Here is a 25,553-nt window from a genome sequence, read left to right on the forward strand (position 1 = left end):
CCGTGGCGCTCATCGGCCTCGTCCGGGTCAGCACCGACGAACAGAAGATCAGCGGCAAGCTCAAGACCGACGACCGGCCCGCGCCGCCGGCCGTGCTGTCGCATATCCGCGACGGTGACCTGCTTGCCGGTCAGGAAGCCGACCGGTTCGGCCGCAACCTCCTGGACGGGCTGATCGTCCTGAGCGACCTGTTCGAGCGCGGCATCGGCGTCACGGTGCTGGAGGGCATCGCGGCCGGCGAGCACTCGGCATGCCGAGCGACCTGCGAGCCGGTCGGCCAGGTCCGCGGCGAAAGCAGCCACTCGGCTGAGCCGGATCAGGCCGATAGGGCATGACGGCCGCCTTGCGGACGTCGCGCAGCGGGCAGCAGGTCGACGATCGCTTCGCGGGTGCGGCGGCGCTGCGCTTCGCGTCCGCCGGGGCGGACCGGATCGTCACTGGTCATCCATCGTCTCCTGTCTTCCTCGCGTCGATCGGGGCCCGGCCGGTGGCGGGTTGACGTCGCCTCACAACATGAGTATATCTTGGTGCAGTCGTTGCACGCCAGTGCAACGACTGCACCAAGGTAAACCGTTGTCGTGGAAGGAACGGAAACACGTCATGAGCAAGGTCTGGTTCATCACCGGCTCGTCCCGCGGTCTCGGCCGTAACTTCGTCGAGGCCGCCCTGTCCCGCGGCGACAAGGTGGCCGCGACCGCCCGGAGCACCGCGAGCCTGGACGACCTGGTCGCCACCTACGGTGACGCGATCCTCCAGCTGACGATGGACGTGACCGACAAGGCCGCCGTCCTGGAGAGCGTCAAGCGGGCCAAGGAGCACTTCGGCCGGCTCGACGTCATCGTCAACAACGCCGGTTACGCCCAGATCGGCGCGGTGGAGGAGCTCACCGAGCAGGAGCTGCGCGACCAGATGGAGACCAACCTGTTCGGCGCGGTGTGGGTGGTCCAGGCCGCGCTGCCGTACCTGCGCGAGCAGCGCTCGGGGCACATCGTCCAGCTCTCCTCGGCGGCCGGGCTCATCGCGATGCCGCTCGGCGGGGCCTACCACGCCTCCAAGTGGGCGCTGGAGGGCCTGAACGAGGCGCTGGCCGGGGAGGTCGCCGAGTTCGGGATCAAGGTGACCATCATCGAGCCCGGCGGCTTCGCCACCCGGGACGGCAACAACCCCGACCCGCTGGCCAACGGCCACATGGCCAAGACCGACCCCGCCTATGACGGTCTGCGCCAGAGGCTCGGCGCGATGACGGGCAAGATGCCCGCGGGAGACCCGGCCGCCGCGGCGCAGGCACTGCTGAAGCTCGTCGACTCCGACAACCCGCCGCTGCGGGTGCTGTTCGGCCAGGGCTTCTACCCGATGATCCAGCAGGCCTACGCCGACCGGCTCAAGATCTGGGACGACTGGCAGGACCTGTCGGTGCAGGCGCAGGGCAACCTCGACCAGGAAAACCGCTGATCCCTGACCGGGCTTCGCCAGGCACGGGCCGCGGCGCTCCCTAGGAGCTCCCACGGCGCTCCCCGCGGCGCGACGCGCGTCGTCGGCCCGAGCTCGACGCTCGACCAGGGTAAGGCCAGCCCCCTTGTCGCTCAGCGGAGAGCTCGGGCCGGACACGACGGCCCCGCCACGCTCCGAAGACCGGTGACAAATCGTTCATGACGGACTGCAGGTCGTCTTCGACACGCTGTTCCGCCGCATCCCGATGTCCGGCCGGCCGTACCGGTCGAGCACCGCCCTGACACCGCACGCCTGACACCGCGCGGCGCGTCGGTCCCCGTCGCGCGCTCCCGGCCGAACGAACTCCTTTTCGGGCGGGCGGCAAGACTTCGTGTGAACGTCCGTATAGTGCCGTGGGCTCTGGGGGCGGCTGCGTTGCTGATCATGCTGGCGTGGTCGTGGAGTCCGTCCCTGTGGGGAGACGAGCTGGCCACCCTGAAAGCGGTCACGTCTTTTGACACCCTGGTCGAGACGCTGCGCCGGCGCGACATCGTCTTCCTGCCGTACTACCTGCTGATGTACGGGTGGACCCGGCTGGGCGGCACGGCCGACTGGTGGGTGCGGCTGCCCTCGGCGCTGGGCATGGCGGTCGCGACCGGGATGCTGGCGGATCTCGGGCGGCGGATCGGGGGAGCGAAGGCGGGTGCGGTCGCGGGGGTGACCCTGCTCCTGCTCCCGTCGATCTCCAGGTTCGGTCAGGAGACCAGGCCGTACGCGCTGGCGGTCGCCGCTGCGGTCTTCTCCTTCTGGGCGCTGCACCGGGCCGAGCGCGGGGACGGCGGCTGGCCGGTCTACGCCGTGAGCGTGGCGTTGCTGCCGTGCGCGCATCTGTTCGCGGTGCTGGTGTTACCCGGCCATCTGGTGCTGACGAGACGCTGTGTGCCGTGGATGGCCGTCGGCTCGCCTCCCGCTCTGGCGCTGGCCTGGTTGTCGGCCGGGCAGATCGAGCAGGTCGGCTGGCTGGCCCGGCCCGGCTGGGAGGACTTCGTGCTGTTACGCAGCACGGCCTCGGCCTGGCAACCCGCCACGGACCCCGGCCATTTCCTGGCGCTGGTGTCCGGGTGGCTGATCGTGGCGGGCGCGCTGGCGGGGCTGTGGCGCCGCATGGCGGTCGGCGAGCGCATGGACGGCGAGCCGGTGGACGGCGGCTCGCTGAGGCTGAGGCTGGGGCTGGGGGTGTGGGGCGCGGCTCCGACGGCGATCCTGTACGCGGCCTCCTACCTGGCCACACCGGTGTACGCCTCCCGCTACGTCCTGGTGGCCGCGCCCGCGTTCGTCCTGCTGCTCGGGCTGAGCCGGGTACGGTTCCTCGTGGTCGCGGCATGTGTGCCGCTCGTCCTGCTGCCGCAGGTGCAGTCACGGCTTCCCGAGGGACACGAGGTGCAGTACCGGGAGGCGGCCGGCATCGTCGAGGACGGCGAGCGGCCGGACGACCAGATCATCTTCGCGGCCGCCTGGTCGCGGGAGGGCCTGCGCCACTATGGCCGGATGCCGCAGGACGTGAAGCAGGACCGGCCGGTGAGCGCGCGGGTCTGGCTGATCCGGGACGACGCCGAGCGGCTGACGCCCGCGGCCGTGCCGCAGGTGAGGCGGCTGTCAGCCCTCGGCCACGTCGCGCGCCGGATGTGGCGGCTGCGCGGAGTCACGGTGATCCTGCTGGAGCAGCCTCGGCCGGGCGAGCCGGGCGAGCCGAGCGAGGGCCGAGCGTTTTCCGGCGGGAGGAACCGGCCGCGAGGAACGTCCGGGCGTCCTGTCAGACCAGACGGGCCTCGTAGGCGGCGATGACCAGGTGGACCCGGGTGCGGGCACCGAGCTTGGCCAGCAGGCTGCTGACGTGCGTCTTGACCGTGCTGAGGCTGACGTACAGGCTCTGGGCGATCTCGGCGTTGGACAGGCCGCGAGCCACCAGGACGAGCACCTCCCGCTCGCGTTCGGTGATGTCGAGGCCGCCCGTCCCCGGCGGCGGGTGCACGAAGCGCTGGATCAGCCGCCGGGTGGCGGTCGGCGCCAGCAGCGACTCGCCCGAGGCGACGACGTTCATGCTGCGGATCAGCTCGGCGGGCGGGGTGTCCTTGAGCAGGAAACCCGCGGCGCCCGCCCGCAGCGCTCCGTAGACGTACTCGTCCAGGTCGAAGGTGGTCACGATGAGCACGCGGGTGCGCGGGCGGTCGGCGCAGATGCGGCGGGTGGCCTCTATCCCGTCCATCTCCGGCATGCGCACGTCCATGAGCACCAGGTCGGGACGCTCGCGCGCGCTCGCCGTCACCGCCTGCGCGCCCGTGGCCGCCTCGCCGACCGCCTGGAACCCCGGCACGGAGTCGATCAGCCTGCGAAAGCTCGCCCGGATGAGCGCCTGGTCGTCGGCCACCAGCACCCGGATCACAGCGGCAGCCTCGCCAGCACGCGGAAGCCGCGCACCGGGCGCGCCCCCGCCTCGAACTCGCCGCCGGACAGCCGCACCCGCTCGCGCAGCCCGGTCAGGCCGTGCCCGTAGGGGCGGGCCCGGCCGCGCGTGCCGTCATCGGTGACCTCCACGGCCAGCTCGCCCTCCCGCCGCTCGACGCGCACCAGGACGTGGCGGGCGCCGGCGTGCTTGAGCACGTTGGTCAGGGCCTCCTGCACGATGCGGTAGACCGTCAGCTCCATCTCCCCGCCCACCTGGCCGTCGATCCTCAGCTCCACCTCCAGGCCCGCCGCCCTGGCTCCGGCCGCGAGCGTCTCCAGGTCGGCCAGCCCGGGAGCGGGGACCAGCGCGTCCCGGCCGTCCTGGCCGTCCTCGCGCAGCACGCCGAGCAGCTGCCTGGTCTCGCGCAGCGCCGACCTGCTGGTGCGCTCGATCGAGGCCAGCGTACGGCTCATCTCGCCGGCTCCGCCGAGATGGCCCGCCACCCCCGCCTGCACGGCGATCGTGCTGAGGCTGTGGCCGATGACGTCGTGCAGCTCCCTGGCGATGCGCAGCCGCTCGGCCATCGCCTCCGCGCGGGCCCGCTCCTCCGCCTGCGCGGCGAGCTGCTCGGTGTAGAGCCCGCGCTGGCGTACGGCCGTGCCGGCGGCCCACGCGGCCACCAGGATGGCCAGCACCAGGCCGAGCTGGTCGCGGGCCACGGCGGTCAGCGGGAGCTGCACGATGCCCTGGGCGGCGGTGCCGCCCGCCGCCAGCAGCGCGAGCACCGCCTTGCCGCGCGTGGCCAGGGTGTACAGGGCCAGGGGCAGGCAGAGCGGGTCGGCGTGCGGGACGAGGAAGGCGCGCATGCCCAGCCCGGCCAGCAGGACGATCACGAACACCGGGCGCGGCCACAGCCGCCTGACCGCCACGGGCAGGCTGGTCGCCAGGGCCGCCGCGTAGTCCAGCACGCCGGGCTCGGCGGGGCTCCTGGACGAGACGAGCTGGAGGAAGGAGGCCGCGAGCACCAGGGCGACGCCGGTGTCGATCGTCATCCAGGCCCAGGCCGGCACCCGGCTCAGCAGGGGAGGTCGGATCTGCTCGCGCACGGTACGAACCTAGCCCGGCCCCGGGGCCGGGCGGATCGGTCTCAGGACCGATGCGCGGCGGGCCGGTCGCGGCGCAGGGTGGGGGACATGATCGAAGTCACCGGTCTGACCAGACGTTTCAGACGCGCCCTCGCCGTGGACGGCCTTTCCTTCACCGTACGGCCCGGCAGGATCACCGGCTTCCTCGGCCCGAACGGCGCCGGGAAGACCACGACCATGCGGCTGCTCCTCGGGCTCGACGAGCCCACCGCCGGGCGGGCCACGGTGAACGGCCTGCCGTACCGGAAGCTGAGCAGGCCCCTCACCCAGGTCGGCGCGCTGCTGGACGCGACCGCGGTGCAGGGCGGGCGGCGCGCGGAGCAGCACCTGTGGTGGCTGGCCCGCTCCAACGGCATCTCCCGCGCCCGCGTCGGCGCGCTGCTGGAGCTGGTGGGGCTCGGCCACGCGGCGGGCAGGCGTGTCGGCGGGTTCTCGCTGGGCATGAAGCAGCGGCTGGGGCTCGCCGCGGCGCTGCTGGGCGATCCCGGGGTGCTGGTGCTGGACGAGCCCGCCAACGGGCTCGACCCCGAGGGCGTCCGGTGGATGCGCGACCTGCTGAAGTCCCTGGCCGCCGAGGGCCGTACCGTGCTGGTGTCGAGCCATCTGATCAGCGAGATGGCGGTCACGGCCGACCATCTGGTCGTCGTCGCCCGGGGCCGGTTGCGTGCCGACGCCGCGCTCGCCGAGCTGGTCCGGCCGGGCACGTCGCTGGAGGAGGCGTTCCTGGGCCTCGTCGCGGGCAGCGCGCCGTGAGCGCGGTCGCCGCCGAGTGGATCAAGCTGCGGAGCCTGCGCTCGACGTGGTGGGCGTTGGGCGCCGGGGTGTCGCTGGCGCTGGCGCTGACGGTGCTGGGCGCCTCCACCGTGATCGCGCGCTGGGATCCGGACCGCACGGCCGACCAGGCGGCCATGGGGATCGTCGTGGCCGTGTACGTGGGCGTGGTGCTGGCCCAGCTCCCGCTCGGCATGCTGGGCACGATGGCCGTCAGCGGCGAGCACGCGTCCGGCATGATCGACACGACCTTCGTCGCCGTGCCGTCCCGGGCCCGCGTGCTGCTGGCCAAGGCGGCCGTGCTGAGCGGGGTCGCGGCCGGCGCCTCGCTGCTGATCGCGGTGCCCGGTTACCTGTTCGGGCGGCTGGTGGCCGCGCGGTTCCACCCTTCGGCGCTGCCGGCGGCGGCGTGGACGGTGATCGCCGGCGGCACGCTGATGATCGTGGTCACCACGCTGGTCGGGCTGGCGCTCGGCGCGGTCCTGCGCAACGGCGCCGCGGCGGTCGCGGCGCTGGCGGCGATCGTCCTGGTGCTGCCGTTCGTCGCCCGGACGCTGCCCTGGGGAGAGCCGGTCAACCGGTTCCTGCCGACGTACCCGGCGCTCCAGCTGATCGAGCAGGCGCCGGACATCATGCCGGTCTGGGCGGCGTTCACGGTGCTCGGGGCGTGGGGGGTGGTCCCGCTGCTGGCCGCGGTGGCGGTGGTGTCGGCTCAGCCGCCGCGGCTGGAGTAGCGGCTGCTGGGGAAACGGGATCAGTGGCCGGCACCCGTACCCCCGTGCGGGGGACGGGTGCCGGGCGGGCTTCAGGCGGTTCCGGTCATCGCGGCGTGCAGCCGCAGGTAGGGGGCGGCCTCGCGCGGCCGGTTGCGGCGCTGCAGGGTCCGGCCGAGCAGCAGGTACGCGTACGCCTCGCCCGGGTCGCGCTCCAGGATCAGCCGCAGCTCGGCCTCGGCCCGCCCGAGCTGGGCGGAGTGGTAGTAGGCGCGGGCCAGCAGCAGCCGGGCCGCCAGGTCGCCCGGCGCGGCGGCCACCACCCGCGCCAGGATGCGCGCGGCCCCGATGTAGTCCTTCAGCTCGAAGAACATCCGCCCGCGGGCGTACTCCTCGGCGGTCGTGCCGATGTCCGTGGTGATGGGGCTCGTGCTCACGGCTACTCCTTTCCGGGGACGGGGCCGTCGGCGTGCGGCACCCGCTCGGCGGGGACCACGCCCAGGCGGCCCGCCTGGTAGTCCTCCATGGCCTGGAGGATCTCGGCGCGGGTGTTCATCACGAACGGCCCGTAGTGGACGACCGGCTCGCGGATGGGCCGCCCGCCGAGCAGCAGCACCTCCAGGTTGGGCTCGGCCTGCGGCTGGCCGGTGCCGGCGCCCAGGGTCAGCGGGCCGCCGCCCGCGCCGAAGACGGCCAGGTGGCCCTTGCGGACGGGACGGCGTTCGGCGCCCACGTCGCCCTGCCCGGCCAGCACGTAGGCCAGGGCGTTGAAGCCGGGCTCCCACGGCACCTCCAGCCGGGCGCCGGGGCTGAGCGTGGCGTGCACCAGGGTGATCGGGGTGAACGTGACGCCCGGCCCGGCGTGCCCGCCGAGCTCCCCGGCGATCACGCGCAGCAGCGCGCCGCCGTCGGGGGAGGCCAGCAGGGCGGCCTGCCGGGCGCGGATGTCCTGGTAGCGGGGCAGGTGGAACTTGTGGGCGCGGGGCAGGTTGACCCAGAGCTGGACGCCGTGGAACAGCCCGCCCGAGACCACCAGGTGCTCCGGCGGCTTCTCGATGTGCAGCAGGCCCGAGCCGGCGGTCATCCACTGGGTGTCGCCGTCGGTGATCGTGCCGCCGCCGCCGGCGGAGTCCTGGTGCTCGAAGACGCCGTCGATGATGTAGGTGACGGTCTCGAAGCCGCGGTGCGGGTGCCAGGGCGTGCCCTTCGGCTCGCCGGGCGCGTACTCGACCTCGCCCATCTGGTCCATGTGGATGAACGGGTCCAGCACGGAGTGCGGCACCCCGGCGAACGCGCGCCGGACGGGGAAGCCCTCGCCCTCGTAACCGCTGGGCGCGGCCGTCACCGAGCGCACGGGGCGCGGGCGCGCGGCGGATCCAGGAACGGGGCCGGGAACGGGGGCGGCGAGGCGGGGCAGCGTCAGGGTGTCTGCGGTGACGGCGGGCATGACGTCCCTCTCTGTTTAAGATTCAACTTCTGTGCCCGTGAAACGAATTGCCGCCGCCGCGCATTCCAGGACCGGGGAACGGCCACGACGGACGGGGCGCGGCCCGCCCGTCAGGGGCGCGGGATGTTGCGCAGGTTCGCGCGGGCGAGCTGGATCATGCGGCCGACGCCGCCGCTCAGGACCAGCTTGCTGGTGGTCGTCGCGAAACCGGCCAGCTGGCGGCCGGTGACGTGCGGCGGCATGGACAGCGCGTTGGGGTCGGTGACGACGTCCACCAGCGCCGGGCCGTCGTGGGCGAACGCCTCGCGCAGCGCGGCCCGGACCTCGCCCGGCTCCTCGACCCGCACGGCGTGGATCCCGGCCGCCCGCGCGATCGCGGCGTAGTCGGTGGCCGGATAGGTGGTCCCGTACGGCAGGAAACCGCCCACCATCATCTCCAGGTCCACCATGCCGAGCGAGGAGTTGTCGAACAGGACGACCTTCACCGGCAGTCCGTGCTGCGGCAGCGTCAGCAGGTCGCCCATCAGCATCGACAGGCCCCCGTCGCCGGACAGCGCGACCACCTGGCGGGCCCGGTCGAGCAGCTGCGCGCCGATCGCCTGCGGCAGGGCGTTGGCCATCGAGCCGTGGCTGAAGGAGCCGATCACCCGGCGGCGGCCGTTCGGGGACAGGTAGCGGGCCGCCCACACGTTGCACATGCCGGTGTCCACGGTGAAGACCGCGTCGTCGGCGGCCTCCTCGTCCAGGACGGAGGCGACGTACTCGGGGTGGATCGGCCGGTGGCCGCCGACGTCGCGGGTGTAGGCCGCCACCGCGCCCTCCAGCGCGTCGGCGTGCTTGCGCAGCATCCGGTCCAGGAAGCGCCGGTCGGTCCTGGGCCGCACGCGCGGGAGGAGCGCGAGCAGCGTCTCCCGGACGTCGCCCCAGACGGCCAGGTCCAGCCTGGAGCGGCGGCCCAGGTGCTCGGCGCGGATGTCGACCTGCACGGTGCGCACCCCCTCGGGCAGGAACGCGGTGTACGGGAAGTCGGTGCCCAGCAGGATGAGCAGGTCGGCCTCGTGCATCGCCTCGTAGGCGGCCCCGTACCCCAGCAGCCCCGACATCCCGACGTCGTAGGGGTTGTCGTACTGGATCCACTCCTTGCCGCGCAGCGCGTGCCCGACCGGCGCCTTGACGCGCTCGGCCAGCGCCATGACCTCGGCGTGGGCGCCCGCCGTGCCGCTGCCGCAGAACAGCGTGACCGCGCCGGCCTCGTCGATCATCCGGGCCAGCGCGTCGATCTCGGCGTCGCCGGGCCGCACGGCGGGACGCCGGGTGACCATCGCCGACGCGGCGGCCTGCCGCGGGGCGTCCTGCCCGGCCACGTCGCCCGACAGGCCGACGACGGCGACGCCGGAACGGCCGATCGCGTGCTGGACGGCGGTCTGCAGGACCCGCGGCATCTGCGCCGGGTGGGAGATCAGCTCGCAGTAGTGGCTGCACTCGGTGAACAACCGGTCCGGGTGGGTCTCCTGGAAGTAGGAGGTGCCGATCTCGGCGCTGGGGATGTGCGCCGCCAGCGCCAGCACCGGCGCCATGCTGCGGTGCGCGTCGTACAGGCCGTTGATCAGGTGCAGGTGCCCGGGGCCGCAGCTGCCGGCGCAGGCGGCCAGCCGCCCGCTGAGCTGCGCCTCGGCGCCGGCGGCGAACGCCCCGGTCTCCTCGTGGCGCACCTGCACCCACTCGATCGAGGGGTGGCGGCGCACCGCGTCGATGACGGGGTTGAGGCTGTCGCCGACGACGCCGTACATGCGGCGGGCGCCCGCGCGCGCCAGCACGTCCACGAACTGTTCCGCGACCGTCTGCCTGGCCATTGCCTCAGCTCCTTCACCCCGGTCCCGGCAGGGCCGGGCCGCTCTCCTGCGCAGGGCCCTGCCCCGCCGGGACGCCCGGCGACCGGACTTTGCGGTACTGGCGGGCTATCCGGGACGGCCACCGGCCACCACTTGACCCGCCCCCGACCCACCGCACCGCATCCATCCCGACGGACGGCTGCCGGCGCCCGGGGCGCGAGCTAGCGGGTGACGGCCCTGGCGAGCAGGTGTTGCAGGGTGTCCTGCTCGCCGGGCGACAAGGGAGCCAGCGGGGAGTCCTGCGACAGCAGGGCGAGCAGGCGCTCGCGCAGCTCGGCGCCCTCGGGGGTCAGGACGAGCTGCTTGGCGCGGCGGTTGCCGGGGTGGGGGCGGCGTTCGAGGTAGCCCTGCTCCTCCAGGCGGTCGGCGACGAAGGTGGCGTTGGAGGGCTCGCAGGCCATCCGCCCGGCCAGCTCGCGCAGGGTCAGGGGGCCGGACAGCTCGCGCAGCGCCGCGCCCTGCGAGGCGGTCAGGCCGAGGGTGGCCGCGCGGGTGCGCAGATGCGCCTCGATCTGCTTGGCCAGGCCGTTGACCAGCCCGCACAGCAGTCGTTCGTCACTCACGCCACCACTCTACTGCAACTCGAATCATTGCAATTAGAATCATTCTAGTTGTAACTTTGCTGGGCGCCGCCACCCCGGCGGCGCGGACCCTCGGCAACCCGAGCAACCTGAGCAATCCGAGCAACCTGAGCAATCGAGCAAGAGGTGCGTCATGCCCACCACCCCGTCGTCCACCACCCCGTCGTCCGCCACCCCGTCGTCCACCACCGGCACGTACGACCGCGCCCGGCTGAGCAGCCCGCCGCGCCCGCGCTCGCTGCGCCTGGGCGAGCTGACGCTCACCTACGTCCCGGACGGGCTGGTCCGGCTCAAGCCCGGCGGCTGGCTGCCCGCCGCCACCGCCGCCGACTGGCGGGTCCACGCCGACCACCTCGACGGCGACGGGAACCTGGTCGCCGGGATCGGCGGGCTGCTGGTCGAGCGGGGGGAGCGGGCGCTGCTCATCGACACCGGGTTCGGGCCCGAGTCCCACCCCGACGACCCGGCCAACCCCTACCTGGGGCCCCTGTACGGCGGCGACCTGCTCGACGGCCTGCGCCGGCTGGGCCGCGACCCCGGCCAGGTCGAGGCCGTCGCCATCACCCACCTGCACACCGACCACCTGGGCTGGAGCTGGAGCACCGAGCCGGGCGCCGACGCGCCGCCGTTCGCGCACGCCCCCCACTTCGTCGCCGCGCCCGAATGGGAGCGGCGTGACCTGGCCGTCGCGGGCGGAACCCCCGCGGAACGCCTGGCCGTCCTCGCGCCCGCCGTCCGGCCCGTCGCGGACGGCGAGGAGATCTTCCCCGGCGTCCGGGTCTCCTTCGCGGCCGGGCACACCGCCGGCCACACCGCCTACACCATCACCGGCGGCGGCCGGCGGCTGATCGCCTTCGGCGACGCGCTGCACTCGCCCGTCCAGGTCACCCACCCCGAATGGTCCTGCGGCATCGACCACGACCCCGCCGAGTCCGCCCGGCACCGCCGGCGCCTGGTCGAGGAGCTGAGCCGCCCCGGCACCCTCGGCTACGGCGGCCACTTCGCCGACGTGGTCTTCGGCCGCGCCGAACGCCGCCCCGACGGCCGCCTCACCTGGGTCCCCGTCGCCTGAGGACCGCCGGGATCGGCAGGAGGCGGCCGGGTCGTGTCGCGGACCGGCACCGAGGGCGTGACGATCCAGGTCTACCGGCCGGCCGGGCGTCCACGATATGCAAGGGCCTGGAGTGCCCGACCACCGGGCCGCGCCGCCCCGACACCACAGGAGATGATCGCCAGATGCGTTACCTGGTTTCCGTGATCGACGACAAGAACAACCCCGGCGCCACGGACAGGCAGCCCGCCATCAGCGTGTTCAACGAACGGCTGATCGCCGAGGGCCACTGGGTCTTCGCGGGCGGGCTCGCCGACACCGGCACGGCCACGGTCGTCGACAACCGGGGTGAGCAGGCGGTGTTCAGCGACGGGCCTTTCGTGGAGTCGAAGGAGTACCTCGCCGGCGTCTGGATCTGGGAGGCACCCGACCTGGACGTGGCGCTCAAGCTCGCCACCGAGGCATCGAGGATCTGCGACCGGAAGATCGAGGTGCGGCCGTTCCTGTGAACGGATCGACGCCGGGCTGACCGCGGTCGCCGCCGCCGGCGCCGGGGGGCGCGAAGGCGGCGGCGTGCTCGGCGGCCCACTCCCGCAGCGTGGCCGGGGCGGTGCCGGTGAGCTCCTGGACGGTGCCGGTGACGGCCGGGGCAGGGGCGGCGGCCATCGCGGCGTAGCCGTCCAGCAGCTCGTCGGCGAAGGCGGCCGGGAAGGAGGGGTCGGCCAGCAGGCGGGCGCGTTCCTCGCGCGGGGGCAGCTCCTGCCAGCGCAGCGGGCGGCCGATGCCCTCGCCGATCGCCCGTACCTGCTCGGCCTGGGTCAGCGCCTGCGGGCCGGTCAGCTCGTAGCGGCGTCCGGCGTGGCCGGGCTCGGTGAGCGCGCGCACCGCGACCGCGGCGATGTCGTCCTCGTGGATGGGGGTCATCACCAGCGACCCGTAGGCGCCGCGCACCGTGTCGCCCGCCCGGATCTGGCCGCGCCACCACAGCGTGTTGGCCATGAACGTGCTCGGGCTCAGGATCGTCCACTCCAGGCCGGAGCGCTCGATCCGGTCCTCCACCGCCGCGTGCCGGCGGGCCAGCGGGGTGGGCTGCTCGTGCGGAGCCAGCCCGGGGCGGACGCCGCCGCCGGTCATGAAGACCACGCGGCGGGTCGCGCGGGCCAGGGCGTCCACGATCGGGCGGGCCGGGCGTTCGGAATGGAAGGGCCACATCAGGAACGCCGCCGTCACGCCGTCCAGGACGCCCGGGGCGGCCAGGTCGGGCAGGACGGCCTCGACGCCGGCGGGCAGGTCCGCCTCGCGCGGGCGGCGGGTGGTGGCCCGGACCCGGGCGCCCGCGCGGGCCAGCCGGGCGGCCACCCTCCTGCCGACGTTGCCGGTGCCGCCGAAGACCAGGTATGTGCTCGTCGTCATGCCGTCCACGATCGGGCCCGCGGGCGTGCCGGCGCAGCCCGGGGCGGCTCGGGCGACGGTATCCGGCGTGGGACACTGGATCATGGCGAATTCTGGCATGCTCGACGGTCTCGACCGCGCTGTCGTGCACGCGTTGCAGCTCGACGGGCGGGCGCCGTTCAGCAGGATCGCCGGGGTGCTGGGCGTCTCCGAGCACACCGTGGCCCGCCGCTACCGGGCGATGCGCTCGCGCGGCCTGCTGCGCGTGGTCGGCGTGCCCGACGGCGGCCGGCTGGGGCACACCGCCTGGTCGGTCCGGCTGACCTGCGCCCCCGACGCCGCCGGTCCGGTGGCCGAGGCGCTGGCCCGGCGCGAGGACACCGCGTGGGTGCGGCTGCTGTCGGGCGGCACCGAGATCGCCTGCGGCATCCGCGCCGAGAACGGCCCGGACGGGCCGGACGGCGCTGACGGCGCGAACGGTACGGGCGGCGCGCGCGGCGGGACGGGCAGCGGGACGGGCGGTGAGGCGGGCGCCGCGACGTGGGACCGTGGCGGCGGGGAGGCATTGCTGCTGCGCAGGCTGCCGCGCACGCCGCGCGTGTTGTCCATGTCCGCGCACGCCACGCTGCACCTCTTCGCGGGCTGGCGCAGCAGGGTGAGCGCGCTGTCGCCGGAGCAGGAGTCCCAGCTGTGTCCGCCCGCGGGCCTATCAGCGGGCCCGGCAGCGGGGCCATCAACGGGCCCATCAGCGGGCCGGGCGGAGCGGGCATCCCGGCCGTACCCGCCGCCGGCCACGCCGCACGGCGAGGCCGTGCCCGGCGAGGCCGTGCCCGGGGAGGCCGTGCCCAGGGAGGCCGTGCCCAGGGAGGCGGTCGTGCTGGGCGAGCAGGACCGGGCCCTGCTGCGCGTGCTGGCCAGGGACGGCCGCGCCGGGCACGCCGAGCTGGCCGCCGCCTGCGGCTGGTCCCCCTCCACCGTGCGCCGCCGGCTGGAGTGGCTGCGCGGCGGCGGGCTGCTCGCCTTCGACGTCGAGGTCCCGCCGCGCGCGCTCGGCTACCGGGCCGAGGCGTGGCTGTGGCTGAAGGTGCGGCCCGCCCGGCTGGCCGCCGTCGGGGCCGCGCTCGCCGCCCACGAGGAGGTGGACGTCGCCGCCGCCGTCACCGGCCCCGCCAACCTCATGGCCGCGGTGACCTGCCGCGACACCGGCGACCTGTACCGCTACCTGAGCGAGCGGGTGGCGCCGCTGAAGGGCGTGCGGGAGCTGGAGAGCGCGCCCGTGATGCGTACGCTCAAGCGGTCGGGGCCGCTGATTCCGCCAGCACCCGCGCCAGGTCGTCCGGGGCGTCGCGCATGAGGGTGTGCCCGCCGTCCAGCGCGACCGCCCGCCAGCCGGGATCGTCGCGCAGGCGCTCGTAGGTGGCGGTGAACGGCGACGGGCCGTCCCAGCCGGCCGCGTACACGTACGTCCTGCGCCACACCCGCTCCGGCGCGCGGTCGGCGGCGCCGGTGATCACCGTGCCGCCGTAGCTGTGCCCGGCCGGCGCCGCCGTGGCACATGCCGGGCACCAGGACGAAGTCGGTCACGGACACTCCAGAAAGATCGTCGGCGCGGTACGGCCGGGATCGTAGCAGCGTCATCGAACCGATAGGTACCATCTAGGCATGCCAGTCCCCAAGGGCTCGACCCTCGACCCGCGCCGCACCCGCGCCGCCATCCTCCGGGCGGCCACGGCCCTGCTGTACGAGCGCGGCCTCGACGGCATCGGCGTCGCCGAGCTGTGCACCCGCCTGGGGGTGTCGAAGGAGACGCTCTACCGGCACTTCGGCACCAAGGACGGCCTGGTGGAGGCCGTGCTGGAGGCCCGCAGCGACCGGGTGATCGCCTGGGTCGGCCAGGCCGTCGCGGCGGCCGGCGACGACCCGGCCGCCCAGCTCGCCGCCGTCTTCGACGCCCTCCAGCAGTGGTACGAGGAGCCCGCCTTCCGCGGCTGCGCCCTGGTCAACGCCGCCGCCCAGCACCACGTCCCGGCCGTGCGCGCCATCACCACCCGGCACCTGGGCCGCCACCTCGCCCTGCTGACCGGCATCGCCGCCCGCGCCGGCGCCCCCGACCCCGACCTGCTCGGCCGCCAGCTGCTCATGCTGGTCGAGGGCGCCACCGTCGTGGCCGCCCACCGCGACCCGCGCGTGCCCGGCACCGAGGCCCGCGCCGCCGCCCTCACCCTGCTGGCCGCCGCCACCCGGCCGGGCGACCTGGCCTGACACCCCGCACGTCCCTGGGAGTCCTCCATCTCCCGCAGGCCCCGCACCCCGCATCCCCTGTCCGAGCCCCCTATCCCGCCCGTTCCTCCAGGTGACCCACGTCACATCCGGAGGCCGGAATTGTAGGGGTTGGGCCGCTCACGGCCGCTGCCTACGGTGGCCTTGCGTCACCGCATGACACCAGGAAATGGGGTTATCAATGGCAGAGCAGCTCACCCACGAGGCCGTCGCCCACGCCCTGCGGGGCATCGTGGCCCGGGTCCTGCAGGTCCCCGAGGACACCATCGGCGACGAGGCCAGGATCACCGACCTGAGCCTCGTCGAGTCCATCAAGCTGCTGCGCATCGCGGGCCGCATCGAGCGCACGTTCGGCATCGAGCTGGACAACGAGGTGCTGTTCCGCACCGGCACCCTGCGCGAGATCGCCGACGAGGTCCACCGGCTGTGCGTGCAGGAACAGGAGAAGGTTGCTTGAACGCGCTCACCCCGCCGGACGTCCGGACCCTGGGTGAGATGTTCGTCCGGGCGGCCGAGCTGCATCCGGGCCAGGTCGCCGGCACACTCACCCCGGGCACCCGCCTGACCTTCCGCGAGCTGCTGCGCGACGGCCGCGACGCGGCCGCCCGGCTGCGCTCCAGCGGCGCGCTCCCCGGCACGCCGGTGGCCGTGCTCCTGCAGTCGCCGCTCGACTTCCTCCGGGTCGCGGGCGGGGTCGCGCTGGCCGGCGCCGTGCTCGTCCCCCTCGCCGTGTCCACCGGGTTCACCAAGGCGTTCCTGTCGCGCATGCGGCACGTGCTGGCCGACAGCGGCGCGCGCGTCGCGGTGATCGACGACCTGTACGCCGAGCCGTTCGCCGAGCTCGCCCCCGGCCTGCGGATCGTCCCGCTGTCGCGGCTGGTCGGCCCGTACGCCCGCCTGCTCGGCGAGCCCGGGCCGCACGACCCGCCGCCGACCGGCGCCGAGGACCTGGCGCTCATCCAGTACACCTCCGGCAGCACCTCCGCCCCCCGCGGCGTCGCGCTGACCCACCGCAACGTGCTGGCCGGCCTGCGCGTCATCCAGCGCGGCGTCGCCGCCAGGCCCGGCGACGTGACCTGCCACTGGCTGCCGCTCTCGCACGACATGGGCCTGTTCTCCACACTGGCCGCCATCGGCGCGGGCGTGGCCGTGCACGTCTCCGCCCCCCAGGACTTCGTCAAGCGGCCCGACGACTGGCTGCGCTGGTTCTGCGACCTGCGCGCCACCATCTACGCCGGCCCCGCCTTCGGCTACCGCTACCTGCTCGACTCCATCCCGGCCGGCGAGGCCGGCGGCTACGACCTGTCCGCGGTCCGGGTCCTGCTCAACGGCGCCGAGCCGATCGACCCCGGGCTGATCGCCGCCTTCCAGGACCGCTTCGGGCCCGCCGGGCTCGACCCGGCCGCCATGACCCCCTGCTACGGCCTGGCCGAGGCCACCCTCGCGGTCACCTTCACCCCGCCCGGCCAGCGGGCGCGGGTGGACTGGGTGGACCGCGACCTGCTCAACGACGCGGGCCTGGCCAGGCCCGCCCGCCCCGGCGACCCCGGTGCCCGCGGCATCGTGAGCTGCGGCGTCCCCGCCCCCGGCGTCGAGGTGCGCGTGGTCAGGGACGGCGCCGAGGCCGGCGAGCGGGCGGTCGGCGACATCGAGGTACGGGGCGAGCCGGTCACCCGCGGCTACCACCGTCGGCCACCGGCCGCGCCCGGAGCCTGGTGCCCGACGGGCGACCTCGGCTACCTGGCCGGCTCGGAGCTGCACGTCACCGGCCGCCGCAAAGAGATGATCATCCTCAACGGGCGCAACCACTACCCGGAGGACGTGGAGGCCCGCGTCCGCCAGGTGCCCGGCGTGTACCGGGGGCGGGCCGTGGCCGTCGTGCTGCCCGCCGTGCTGCCCGCCGGGCACGCGGCGGGGCGGGGCGAGCGGATCGCGGTGCTGGCCGAGGCCGCCCACGCGCGGCCCCCGTACGAGGGGCTGGTCAGCGACCTGCGGGCCGCCGCGGCCGAGGAGCTGGGCGGCGCCTGCGTGGACGTCGTCCTGCTCGGCAGGGGCGGCCTGCTGCGCACCACCAGCGGCAAGTTCCAGCGCCTGCTCATGCGCGACCACCTGGTGGCCGGCTCGCTCGAACGGGTCCTCCAGCACGTCACCGCCGACGAGCGGATCGGGAGCGCGGCATGACCGCCTGCCCGCCCTCCTTCCCGCCCGCCTTCCCTCCGGTCTTCCCGGCCGCGCTGGAGCTGGAGCGGGCCCTCGGGGACCCGCACCGGCCCACCGGCCCGCTCACCTACGCCACCGTCATGGCCGGCGACCGGGCCGAGCGCTGGCCGCACAGCTCCCTGGACCGGCTGCGCTCCTGGGGCTACCCCGCCCACCTGGTGCCCGCCTCGCTCGGCGGCCGGCTGACCTCGCTGGAGGAGCTGCTGGCCCTGGGCCGGGTCGTGGCCCGCCGCGACCCGACCACCGCCGTGATCGCCAACTCGCCGTGGGCGTCCGGCACCCCCGTGTGGCTCGCCGGCACCCCCGCCCAGCAGCGCGACTACGCCGACGCCGTGCTGCGCGGCCAGTGGATGTCGCTGGCGCTCACCGAGTACGACCGCGGCGCCGACCTGCTCGGCGGCGAGCTGACCGCCCGCCGGGTGGAGGGCGGGTACCGGCTGGACGGCGCCAAATGGGTGATCAACAACGTCCGGCTGGCCAGGTACGTCTGCCTGCTGGTCCGCGAGCCGGCCCTGACCGGGCTGCGCTCGCTCACCCTGCTGCTGGTGGACATGGAACGGCTGCCGCCGGGCAGCTACGAGCCGCTGCCGCGCATCCACACCCACGGCATCCGCGGCGCCGACATCTCCGGCGTGCGGTTCCTGGAGGCGTTCGTGCCGTCCTCGGCCGTCCTGGGGCGGCCCGGCCGCGGCCTGGACCTCACCATCCGCTCGCTCATCACCATCCGCACGCTGGTGCCCGGGCTCAGCCTCGGCGCGTTCGACACCGGGCTGAGCTGCGCGTACGACGCGCTGCGGCGGCAGGCGGCCGGTCTGCCGCGGGTCCGGCAGGAGCTGGCCGCCGCCGAGCTGGACCTGCGCGTGGCCGAGACGCTGGCCACCTGCTGCGTGCGGATCCTGCACCACCTGCCCGCCCTGGCGCCGGTCACCTCGGCGGTCGCCAAGTACCTGGTGCCGCACCTGGCCGAGCAGCGGCTGCGCCGCCTGGCCGGGGTGCTGGGCCCGCGCCACCTGCTCGCCCAGGACCACTGGCACGGCGTCTTCGACAAGCTCGTCCGCGACACGCGGCTGTTCAGCCTGTTCGACGGCAGCGAGCCGGTCGTGCTCAGCTCGCTGGCGGCCCAGGTGTCGTGCCTGACCGAGCCGGGCGCCGACCCGCGCGCCGCCGACGCGGTGTTCCGGCCGGACTTCGCGCCCCGGCCGTACCCCGAGGGGCTGGCCGCGCTGGGCACGGCGTGCGACCTCGACCCGGTCACCGCCGGGCTGGCGCGGGCCTGCGCCGGCCTGGAGCGGCACGAGGGCGGCGGGCGGGCCGCGGCGCTGCTGCGGCGGGCCGGGCACGACCTGCTCGCCGACGCCCGCCGCGACGTCGATCCCCGCTCCGAGGCGGGGCAGCAGGTCGGCGAGCGGTACGCGCGCACGTTCGCCGCGCTCTGCCTGGCCCGCTCGGCGCCCGCGCCCTGGACGGCGGCCGGCGTGGAGTCGCTGCTGCGCCCCGGCGCCCGGCTGTCCGGGACGATCGCCGAGGCCCTGTTCCTGGAGCTCGCCGCGCGCGACGCCGGCCGCCCGGCGCTGTCCCTGACCCGTACGGCCTGAAAGGGGCGACCCCGTGGACCCCACCGTCGAGGCCGCCCTCGCCCTGGCCGCCCGGCTCGACCACGCCCTCGGCGACCCCGCGGACGCGCGCAACCCGGCCTCCTTCGGCGCGGCCGTCACGGCCGACAGGGAGGGCAGGTTCCCCCGGCACCTGTGCGCCGCGGCGCTGTCGTGGGGGCTCGCCGAGCACCTGATCCCCGCCGCCGAGGGCGGCCGGATGGCGTCCCTGGACACCTGCCTGGCGCTGCTGCGCGTGCTGGCGCGACGCGACCTGACGGCGGCCGCCGCCGTCGCGGCCGCGTTCCTGGCGGGCGTGCCCGTCTGGCGGCACGGCACGCCGGTCCAGCGCCGCGCGGTCGCCGCCGTGCTGCGCGGCCACCGGCTGCTGGGGCTGCCGCTCGGCGCGCCCGGCCACGGCACGGGCGAGCCTTGTGCGGACGGGTACGGCGTGGACGGATATGGCGCGGACGGGTACGGCGTGGACGCGCGGCCGGACGCGGGCCCCTGGCGGCTCAGCGGCACGACCCTGCTGGCCGGCCACGACGGGCACGCCGCCGGCACCACGCTGCTGGCCCGCACCGGCGCCGGGATCAGCGCGTTCCTGCTGCTGCGCGAGGCCGACCCCGGCGGCCGCTGGCGGTCGGACCCGGTGTACGAACCGCACGGCCTGCGCGGCTCGGCGCTCGGCCGCCTCACCCTGGAGGGCTTCCCCGCGAGCGCCGCCGAGCTGATCGGCGTGCCTGGACAGGGCCCGCGGCTGGCCGCCGGGACCCTGCCGGTGGCCCGGCTGGCGGTCGCCGCGCTGGCCCTCGGCGGCCTGGACACCTGTCTGCGCGCGGTCGTGGCGTTCACGCGCGCGCGGCGGCTGTACGGGGCGCCGATCCTGGAGCTGGAGCCCGTGGCCGTGCGCCTGGCCGACGCCTACACCGACCTGCTGGTCGCCGAGGCCGTCTGCCACGACCTGTGCAGGACCGCGCGTACCGACCCGCGCCGCTTCGCCGCCGCCTCGGCCGCCGCCGGTGACCTGGTGCCGGAGCTGGCCGGTGACGCGGTCGAGTCACTGGCGGTCGTGCTGGGGGCGCGGGCGTACTGCGCCACCGAGCACTGGCACGGCATCGTCGAGAAGATGCGCCGCGACGTGGCCGTGGTGCCCGCCCTGACCGACGCCACCCTGGCCGACGCCGCCCTGACCGATGCCACCCTGACCGACGCCACCTTGCCAGATGCCGCCCTGACAAGCGCCGCCCTGGCCGGTGCCGTCGCGCCGGAGCCCGGCCTGCCGCCCGGCCCGTTCCTGCCGGAACCGCCCGACCCGTTCCTCCCCGCACCGGACGGGCCACTCGCGCCGCGCGACCCATCCGCGCGGGACGCCCTCCGGGCGGCCGTCGCGAGCCTTCCCGGCCCGTACGGCCCCCGCCTGGCGGCCCTGCTCGACCTGCTCGACGGCGACCCCGCCGCGTCCGCCTGCGCCGCGAGCTGGCTGCGCACCCGGCCCCACGACCGGCCCCACGACCGGCCCCACGACCGGCACAGCGCCTCGCTCCACGGCCCGCACCGCGACCGGCACGGCGACGCCTTCCACGCCACCGGCGCCTGGCTGTTGCTGTGCCTGCGGCGGATCGCCGCCCGGCGCGGCGAACCTCAGCCCCCCGACCCCGCCCTGCGCAGGCAGGCGCTGGACCGCCTCGAACGCGCCCACGACGAGGGACGGCTCTTCTCCGACATCGAGGTGCCCCTGAGATGACCATGACCGATCCCGTCACCCGCGACCGCCGCCCGCCGCAACGCCTGCGCGTGAGCTTCACCGACGGCGCCACCAGCGAACTCGTCGTCTTCCGCGCCGCCGAGCCGGACGCCCCGGTCGTACTCTGCCTGCCCGCCATGGGCGTGCGGGCGAGCTACTACACGGCGGTGGCCGCCGCCCTGGCCGCCCGCGGGCACACGGCCGTGCTGGCCGACCTGCGCGGCAACGGCGGCAGCTCGGTCCGCCCGTCCCGCTCGACCACGTTCGGCTACGCCGAGCTGCTCGACATCGAGCTGCCCCAGATCGTCGAGGCGCTGCGCCGCGAGCTCGGCGCCGGGCGGATCACCCTGTTCGGGCACAGCCTCGGCGGCCACCTGAGCGTGCTGCACGCCGCGACCTCGCCGCACGTGGCCGCCACCGTCCTCGTCGCCACCGGCACGAGCTGGTACGGCCGGGTGCCCGGGATCCGCCGCCCGGCCCGCTTCCTCGGCCTGCAGATCATCCGGCTGGCCACCGCGCTGCACGGCTACCTGCCGGGCTGGCTGCCGTTCGCCGGCGTCGAGGCGCGCGGCGTGGTGCGCGACTGGATGCACGACGCCACGCGCGGCGCCTACCTCGTCCACGGCAGCCCCGTGGACTACGAGGCGGCCCTGTCCCGCTCCACCGTCCCCGCGTTGTTCGTGGTGCTGCCCGGGGACCGCTACGTGCCGGAGGCGTGCTCGCGCCAGCTCGCCGACCGGCTCCCGTCCGCCGGTGTCTCCTGGGCGCACGTGGCACCCGAGCAGGTCGGGCTGGCCCGTACCCACCACTTCCGCTGGGCGCACCGGCCCGACGCGGTCGTCGAGGCCGCCCTGCGGTGGCTCGGATCCAACAACACGGAGGTCACGTCATGACGGTCCCGGCGATGACGCGCGCCGACACAGCGGCGATCGACATCAGCGACATCTGCACCCCGGAGTACACCGCCAAGCTCGAACGCATCAGGTACGAGGCCGCCCTGGTGCTGTCGCGCATCGCCATGCGGCACCTGTTCGCCGGCGGCGAGGCGGTGCACGACCCGGACGCGCCACCCCCGTCCACCGGCTCCGAGCGGCAGCCGTACTTCTTCCGCAAGCGCCTCATCGAGTACCTGGCCGACCGCGGCGACCTCATCCGCGACGGCTACGTCTACCGTCCCACCCCCGAGCTGGCCCGCCGCGCGCGGACCCCCGAGGACGTCTACCTGGCCGGCGTCTCCTCGCCGGACACCGCCACCATGGTCGCGCTGCGCGCGGTCGAGTCGGTCGCCGGGGAGGTGCTGCGCGGCGTGGACGGCCTCGCCGCGATGGAGCGGCGCATCGGCGTCGCCGAGACCTGGCGCATCTGGCAGTACCTGATGGTGGAGGTGGCGCCCAAGCAGACCTGCAACAGCCTCGTCGCGCGGGTGCTCGACCAGCGGCTGCGCGCCGGCGACCCCATCGTGGTGTTCGAGGGCGGCGCCGGCGTCGGCGCCACCGTCCGCGCGGCCCTGCAGATCGACGGGTTCCGCGAGCGGGCACGGGCGATCCGGCACTACGGCTTCACCGACATCAGCCGCGAGCTCATGCAGGGCGCCAGGGAGATGCTCCGCCAGGAGGCGCCCGAGCTGCTGGCCGTGACCTCCTTCGACCGGGTGGACCTGGACGACCTCGGCTCCTACGACGACGTGCCCTACCTCCAGGACGGCGCCGCCGACCTGATCATCCTGGAGAACGTGCTGCACGACGTGGAGAACCTGCACGAGGTGCTGCGCGGCTGCCACCGCATCCTCAAGCCGGGCGGCTGGCTCGTCTTCACCTCCGGCAACCGTACCCGGCCCGGCATGTTCTTCCCCTGCGAGGTGCTGCAGACCAGCCTGCACAGCTACAACCGGGCCGTCCTGGACCCGCCGCGCCGCGTCAACGTCGGCTACCTCACCCAGCAGGAGTGGGCCAGATCGCTGACCGACGCCGGGTTCCCGTCGTTCCGGGCCCTGCCGGGCGAGCGCGACCTGGAGTTCTGGCCGTTCGGCGGCTTCGTGGCCGAACGCCCGTGACCGTTCCGTCCCGACCCGGGACGGAACAGTCCCTGATCGGCACAGCCTCACCTCTGCTCGGCCGGGGGCGGCGCTGCGCGTTTGACACCGGAGCCTCGGGCCGATCAGCCACCGCTCTCACCGCACCGACCGCCACTTGAGCGGGTCCTCGCCGGGGTCGCCCTGGTCGTGGATTCCCCTTCTCCTGACGGGGACGGCTTCGCCTGGTAGCTCTACTTCTTCAAAGCGCCACAGCTGGTATGAGGCACCGCGTTGGGCCACGGCGACCCGGTAGTTGCCGCCGCCGTTGTAGAGCGATGTCCTTGTTGACGTTGTGCAGCTTCAGCTCCGGATAACCCCAGGAGCTCTCCAGGCCGGAGAACCACCAGAACTGGTTTCTCTCGTTCTTCTTGACGGTGAGGTCCAGGACCTGGTCGTTGGTGATGGTGTAGTGGCTGCCCGCGGGGCCCCCGCGATCACGCAGGGCGCCGCGAGTGATGCCACCGTGCGCAGCGGCCAGGCACAGCCCGGTGCCCTCGTTGAGGATGCGGAAGAACCTCGCGGTCGGAAACCCGTTACTCATGTCACTTCTTGTACTGGATCGATGACTTCAAGTGACGAATGGATGGTAACAAGACGTAGCGGGCTCCTCGATCTCGCGGTGAGATGCGGGCGGCGAATCCGGTGCCGCCTTGCCCATGTTCCCATCACCCCGAGGTCGCCATCCCGTTCAACGGAGCATCGATGGGAGGCGTTTCTGGCCGGTGAGGTCGGTCGCAGGAGGAACCGGGCCACACCGATCTGGACGGCAGAACCAAGCCGGTCGTGATCTCTTCGCTCGGACTCGATCGCCTCCCGGTCGGCGGCCCCTGGGAACGAGGCAAACCCGACGAGTGCTCATCGGGCAAGCACTCGACTCTCCTGGATCTTGTAGGAACGCATTCGATCTTGGCTAAAACGGGCAAACGATTACAAATCACGCCTTGACCTCAAGTAAGGTTGATATTGCAAGATCATCGACATGACGGAACACAAGACCTCTGACCATCAGATTGCTGTGATCGGCGCGGGTGCCATCGGCAGTGCGGTAACACGTCGCCTGCTCGCCCACGGCCACGACGTGGTGGTGTGGAACCGCACATCAAGTCGCCTCGACCCGTTGGCCGCCGCCGGGGCACGGCCGGCCGGGTCGGTGGGAGAAGCGGTCTCCTCCGCCACGCTGGCCCTTCTCACCCTGACCGACTACGTCGCCGTGCAGCAGTGCCTCGCCGCACTGGACGGCGACCTGTCCGGACGAACGATCATCGCGATGTGCACCGGAACCCCCGACGACGCGGAACGTGCCGCCCAGCGGGTGGCCGCCCTGGGGGCGTCCTATCTCGATGCGGGCATCCAGACCTCGCCGGAGATGATCGGCACCGACGAGGCGACCATCCTGTACAGCGGCTCACCATCGGCGTTTCAGCGACACCGCGCGCTCCTGGGCCTGCTGAGCACGCCGCGCTATGTGGGAGAGGCACCACAAGCGGCCGCCATCTGGGATCTCACTCTCTTCGGCCTCTGGTACGACGCCCAACTCGGCCTGCTGAGAGCCCTCGACACCGTGCGGGCGGCGGGCATCGACCTCGTCGAGTTCACCGACACCGCGGTCAAGCAACTCGGACACGTGGTCACCGGAGCCCCTGGCACGACCGCCGAACTGCTGGAGACCACCTACCCGGCAGGGCCCGCCACCCTCGCCGAGCACCTCACGGTCATCCGCCACCTCGCCCGGCTGCGGGACGGCCAAACGCTCGGCGACGGCGGACTGCCGACGGTGGCAGCCAGAATAGAGACACTCATCGCACAGCGTCGTGAAAGCGAGGGCCTGACTGCCACGATCGCTGCTGACCAAGGTCTTTAGCGCCTCGGTAAAGATCGCCAAGGAGGAATCGAGGCGCCCACCCGGACCCGGTCCAGGGCGGGGATGGGCTTATTGATCGCCCCGCCCGGGCGTGCTACTAATGAAGGAAACCTTCGTAACTCGCCCTGGAGGCGCCCATGCAGACCGTGACCGCGTTACGGTGGCCGGGGTGTGTCAACACCCGGGACCTGGGCGGCCTGCCGACCGTCCACGGCGGCCGGATCAGGCGGGGCGCCCTCATCCGCTCCGACCGGCCGAGGCCGGCGAGCGTGGACGCGGTGCTGCGCGCCGGCGTGCGCCTCGTCATCGACCTGCGCCTGGCCGGCGAGTGCGCGGCCGACCCGAGCCCTCTCGCCGGCCATCCCGTCTACCGCAACCTGCCGGTCCTGCGCGAGGAGGACACCGTCCTGGAGGCGATGGCCGAGACGCTGCCGGCCATCTACCGGGCCATCCTCGACCGGGGCGCCGACCGGATGACCGGCGTCCTCACCGCCATCGCGCTCGCCCCGCCCGGCGGGGTGCTGGTGCACTGCCACGCCGGGCGCGACCGTACCGGCCTCGTCGTCGCCCTGGCTCTGAGCCTGGCCGGCGTCCCCGACGAGGAGATCGCCCGCGACTACGCCGTCACCGCCGCCTGCCTGCCCCCGGGCTCCGGCGACCGGGCGCGCCGGCTGTTCGGCCAGATCACCGAGGCGACCATGCTGGAGACGCTGGCCTACCTTCGGGAACGGCACGGCGGCGCCGTCCCCTACCTCGGCCTCGACGACACCGCCGCGGCCCTGCTGCGGGCCCGCCTGACCGAACCGGCGGGAGAACCGGTGAGGGAACCGGCGGGAGAGCGGCCCGGCGGCTGACCGCCCGGCCAAAACGCTCCACACAACGTCGCGGTCCCGCGGTCCGGCCCGTCCAC

Annotated in this window: 26 protein-coding genes and 1 pseudogene; 17 read left to right on the top strand and 10 right to left on the bottom strand. The window is 74.3% G+C overall.

All coding sequences use genetic code 11. The features are described 5' to 3' along the window. The first annotated feature begins 2 nt into the window (after positions 1 to 2). Entirely contained in the window at positions 3 to 335 is a 333-nt protein-coding gene (locus tag AB0H75_RS22210) for a recombinase family protein (RefSeq protein WP_367798945.1), read from the top strand. Here AB0H75_RS22210 and AB0H75_RS22215 read toward each other — a convergent pair. Beyond that, on the bottom strand, positions 317 to 445 hold the full coding sequence (locus tag AB0H75_RS22215; RefSeq protein ID WP_367798947.1) for a hypothetical protein: 129 nt from the start codon (positions 443 to 445) through the stop codon (positions 317 to 319). The two genes, AB0H75_RS22210 and AB0H75_RS22215, sit on opposite strands and share 19 nt — an antisense overlap. Positions 446 to 600: 155 nt before the next feature. On the opposite strand from AB0H75_RS22215, the gene AB0H75_RS22220 reads away from it, so the two are divergent. Together AB0H75_RS22220 and AB0H75_RS22225 are read left to right on the top strand one after the other, a co-directional pair. Continuing rightward, a complete protein-coding gene (locus AB0H75_RS22220) occupies positions 601 to 1,452 on the top strand; it encodes an SDR family NAD(P)-dependent oxidoreductase (protein WP_367798949.1) in 852 nt (283 codons plus the stop codon). A gap of 372 nt (positions 1,453 to 1,824) precedes the next feature. Further along, positions 1,825 to 3,276: a glycosyltransferase family 39 protein gene (locus tag AB0H75_RS22225; protein WP_367798951.1), complete on the top strand. Its 1,452-nt coding sequence runs from the start codon at positions 1,825 to 1,827 to the stop codon at positions 3,274 to 3,276. On the opposite strand, the gene AB0H75_RS22230 is transcribed toward AB0H75_RS22225, so the two are convergent. Together AB0H75_RS22230 and AB0H75_RS22235 are read right to left on the bottom strand one after the other, a co-directional pair. Further along, positions 3,245 to 3,874: a response regulator gene (locus tag AB0H75_RS22230; protein WP_367798953.1), complete on the bottom strand. Its 630-nt coding sequence runs from the start codon at positions 3,872 to 3,874 to the stop codon at positions 3,245 to 3,247. The genes AB0H75_RS22225 and AB0H75_RS22230 overlap by 32 nt on opposite strands. Further along, complete coding sequence (locus AB0H75_RS22235) at positions 3,871 to 4,983, bottom strand: sensor histidine kinase (RefSeq protein ID WP_367798955.1); 1,113 nt, start codon at positions 4,981 to 4,983, stop codon at positions 3,871 to 3,873. The genes AB0H75_RS22230 and AB0H75_RS22235 overlap by 4 nt, the downstream gene beginning before the upstream one ends. An 87-nt stretch (positions 4,984 to 5,070) precedes the next feature. Here AB0H75_RS22235 and AB0H75_RS22240 point away from each other — a divergent pair. After that, a pseudogene (locus tag AB0H75_RS22240) lies at positions 5,071 to 5,712 on the top strand (ABC transporter ATP-binding protein); the annotation flags it as partial. Between the two features lie 59 nt (positions 5,713 to 5,771). Beyond that, positions 5,772 to 6,527, top strand: coding sequence for an ABC transporter permease (locus AB0H75_RS22245; protein WP_367798957.1), 756 nt, complete (start codon positions 5,772 to 5,774; stop codon positions 6,525 to 6,527). A 71-nt stretch (positions 6,528 to 6,598) separates the two neighbouring features. On the opposite strand, the gene AB0H75_RS22250 is transcribed toward AB0H75_RS22245, so the two are convergent. The 4 genes from AB0H75_RS22250 to AB0H75_RS22265 form a co-directional block, all read right to left on the bottom strand. Beyond that, positions 6,599 to 6,943 (bottom strand): tetratricopeptide repeat protein, encoded by a 345-nt coding sequence (locus AB0H75_RS22250; RefSeq protein ID WP_367798959.1) that lies wholly within the window; start codon positions 6,941 to 6,943, stop codon positions 6,599 to 6,601. Positions 6,944 to 6,945: 2 nt separating this feature from the next. Then, complete coding sequence (locus tag AB0H75_RS22255; protein WP_367798961.1) at positions 6,946 to 7,953, bottom strand: pirin family protein; 1,008 nt, start codon at positions 7,951 to 7,953, stop codon at positions 6,946 to 6,948. Between the two features lie 110 nt (positions 7,954 to 8,063). After that, on the bottom strand, positions 8,064 to 9,806 hold the full coding sequence (locus AB0H75_RS22260) for a pyruvate dehydrogenase (RefSeq protein ID WP_367798963.1): 1,743 nt from the start codon (positions 9,804 to 9,806) through the stop codon (positions 8,064 to 8,066). 200 nt (positions 9,807 to 10,006) lie between these two features. Next, complete coding sequence (locus tag AB0H75_RS22265; RefSeq protein WP_367798965.1) at positions 10,007 to 10,408, bottom strand: MarR family winged helix-turn-helix transcriptional regulator; 402 nt, start codon at positions 10,406 to 10,408, stop codon at positions 10,007 to 10,009. A 151-nt stretch (positions 10,409 to 10,559) separates the two neighbouring features. Between AB0H75_RS22265 and AB0H75_RS22270 the strand changes: the two genes are divergently transcribed. After that, on the top strand, positions 10,560 to 11,498 hold the full coding sequence (locus AB0H75_RS22270) for an MBL fold metallo-hydrolase (protein WP_367798967.1): 939 nt from the start codon (positions 10,560 to 10,562) through the stop codon (positions 11,496 to 11,498). Positions 11,499 to 11,662: 164 nt separating this feature from the next. Next, entirely contained in the window at positions 11,663 to 11,986 is a 324-nt protein-coding gene (locus AB0H75_RS22275) for a YciI family protein (RefSeq protein ID WP_367798969.1), read from the top strand. Here the strand turns inward: AB0H75_RS22275 and AB0H75_RS22280 are convergent. Then, the gene (locus AB0H75_RS22280; protein WP_367798971.1) at positions 11,922 to 12,890 is read right to left on the bottom strand and encodes an NAD(P)H-binding protein; all 969 of its coding nucleotides are present in this window, start codon (positions 12,888 to 12,890) and stop codon (positions 11,922 to 11,924) included. The two genes, AB0H75_RS22275 and AB0H75_RS22280, sit on opposite strands and share 65 nt — an antisense overlap. Before the next feature lie 82 nt (positions 12,891 to 12,972). Here AB0H75_RS22280 and AB0H75_RS22285 point away from each other — a divergent pair, with 82 nt between their 5' ends. Further along, entirely contained in the window at positions 12,973 to 14,223 is a 1,251-nt protein-coding gene (locus tag AB0H75_RS22285; RefSeq protein ID WP_367798973.1) for an AsnC family transcriptional regulator, read from the top strand. Here AB0H75_RS22285 and AB0H75_RS22290 read toward each other — a convergent pair. After that, positions 14,159 to 14,383, bottom strand: coding sequence for a hypothetical protein (locus tag AB0H75_RS22290; RefSeq protein WP_367798975.1), 225 nt, complete (start codon positions 14,381 to 14,383; stop codon positions 14,159 to 14,161). The two genes, AB0H75_RS22285 and AB0H75_RS22290, sit on opposite strands and share 65 nt — an antisense overlap. Before the next feature lie 148 nt (positions 14,384 to 14,531). On the opposite strand from AB0H75_RS22290, the gene AB0H75_RS22295 reads away from it, so the two are divergent. The 7 genes from AB0H75_RS22295 to AB0H75_RS22325 all read left to right on the top strand — a co-directional run bounded on the left by AB0H75_RS22295 (position 14,532) and on the right by AB0H75_RS22325 (position 22,761). After that, positions 14,532 to 15,131, top strand: a complete 600-nt coding sequence (locus AB0H75_RS22295; RefSeq protein WP_367798977.1) for a TetR/AcrR family transcriptional regulator — start codon at positions 14,532 to 14,534, stop codon at positions 15,129 to 15,131. A 199-nt stretch (positions 15,132 to 15,330) separates the two neighbouring features. Then, a complete protein-coding gene (locus tag AB0H75_RS22300; protein ID WP_367798979.1) occupies positions 15,331 to 15,606 on the top strand; it encodes an acyl carrier protein in 276 nt (91 codons plus the stop codon). Then, entirely contained in the window at positions 15,603 to 17,330 is a 1,728-nt protein-coding gene (locus AB0H75_RS22305; protein ID WP_367798981.1) for an AMP-binding protein, read from the top strand. The genes AB0H75_RS22300 and AB0H75_RS22305 overlap by 4 nt, the downstream gene beginning before the upstream one ends. After that, on the top strand, positions 17,327 to 18,964 hold the full coding sequence (locus tag AB0H75_RS22310) for an acyl-CoA dehydrogenase family protein (protein WP_367798982.1): 1,638 nt from the start codon (positions 17,327 to 17,329) through the stop codon (positions 18,962 to 18,964). The genes AB0H75_RS22305 and AB0H75_RS22310 overlap by 4 nt, the downstream gene beginning before the upstream one ends. A 13-nt stretch (positions 18,965 to 18,977) precedes the next feature. Next, entirely contained in the window at positions 18,978 to 20,708 is a 1,731-nt protein-coding gene (locus AB0H75_RS22315; RefSeq protein ID WP_367798983.1) for an acyl-CoA dehydrogenase family protein, read from the top strand. Next, positions 20,705 to 21,601, top strand: a complete 897-nt coding sequence (locus tag AB0H75_RS22320; RefSeq protein WP_367798984.1) for an alpha/beta fold hydrolase — start codon at positions 20,705 to 20,707, stop codon at positions 21,599 to 21,601. The genes AB0H75_RS22315 and AB0H75_RS22320 overlap by 4 nt, the downstream gene beginning before the upstream one ends. Beyond that, positions 21,598 to 22,761 (top strand): class I SAM-dependent methyltransferase, encoded by a 1,164-nt coding sequence (locus tag AB0H75_RS22325; protein WP_367798985.1) that lies wholly within the window; start codon positions 21,598 to 21,600, stop codon positions 22,759 to 22,761. The genes AB0H75_RS22320 and AB0H75_RS22325 overlap by 4 nt, the downstream gene beginning before the upstream one ends. A gap of 220 nt (positions 22,762 to 22,981) precedes the next feature. Here AB0H75_RS22325 and AB0H75_RS22330 read toward each other — a convergent pair whose 3' ends face one another. Then, entirely contained in the window at positions 22,982 to 23,323 is a 342-nt protein-coding gene (locus tag AB0H75_RS22330; protein WP_367798986.1) for a hypothetical protein, read from the bottom strand. A 438-nt stretch (positions 23,324 to 23,761) separates the two neighbouring features. Between AB0H75_RS22330 and AB0H75_RS22335 the strand changes: the two genes are divergently transcribed. Together AB0H75_RS22335 and AB0H75_RS22340 are read left to right on the top strand one after the other, a co-directional pair. Beyond that, positions 23,762 to 24,643, top strand: coding sequence for an NAD(P)-dependent oxidoreductase (locus AB0H75_RS22335; RefSeq protein ID WP_367798987.1), 882 nt, complete (start codon positions 23,762 to 23,764; stop codon positions 24,641 to 24,643). 137 nt (positions 24,644 to 24,780) lie between these two features. After that, positions 24,781 to 25,497 (top strand): tyrosine-protein phosphatase, encoded by a 717-nt coding sequence (locus AB0H75_RS22340; RefSeq protein WP_367798988.1) that lies wholly within the window; start codon positions 24,781 to 24,783, stop codon positions 25,495 to 25,497. Positions 25,498 to 25,553 lie beyond the last annotated feature (56 nt).

Source organism: Nonomuraea sp. NPDC050783, assembly GCF_040802095.1.
Taxonomy (GTDB): Bacteria; Actinomycetota; Actinomycetes; order Streptosporangiales; family Streptosporangiaceae; genus Nonomuraea.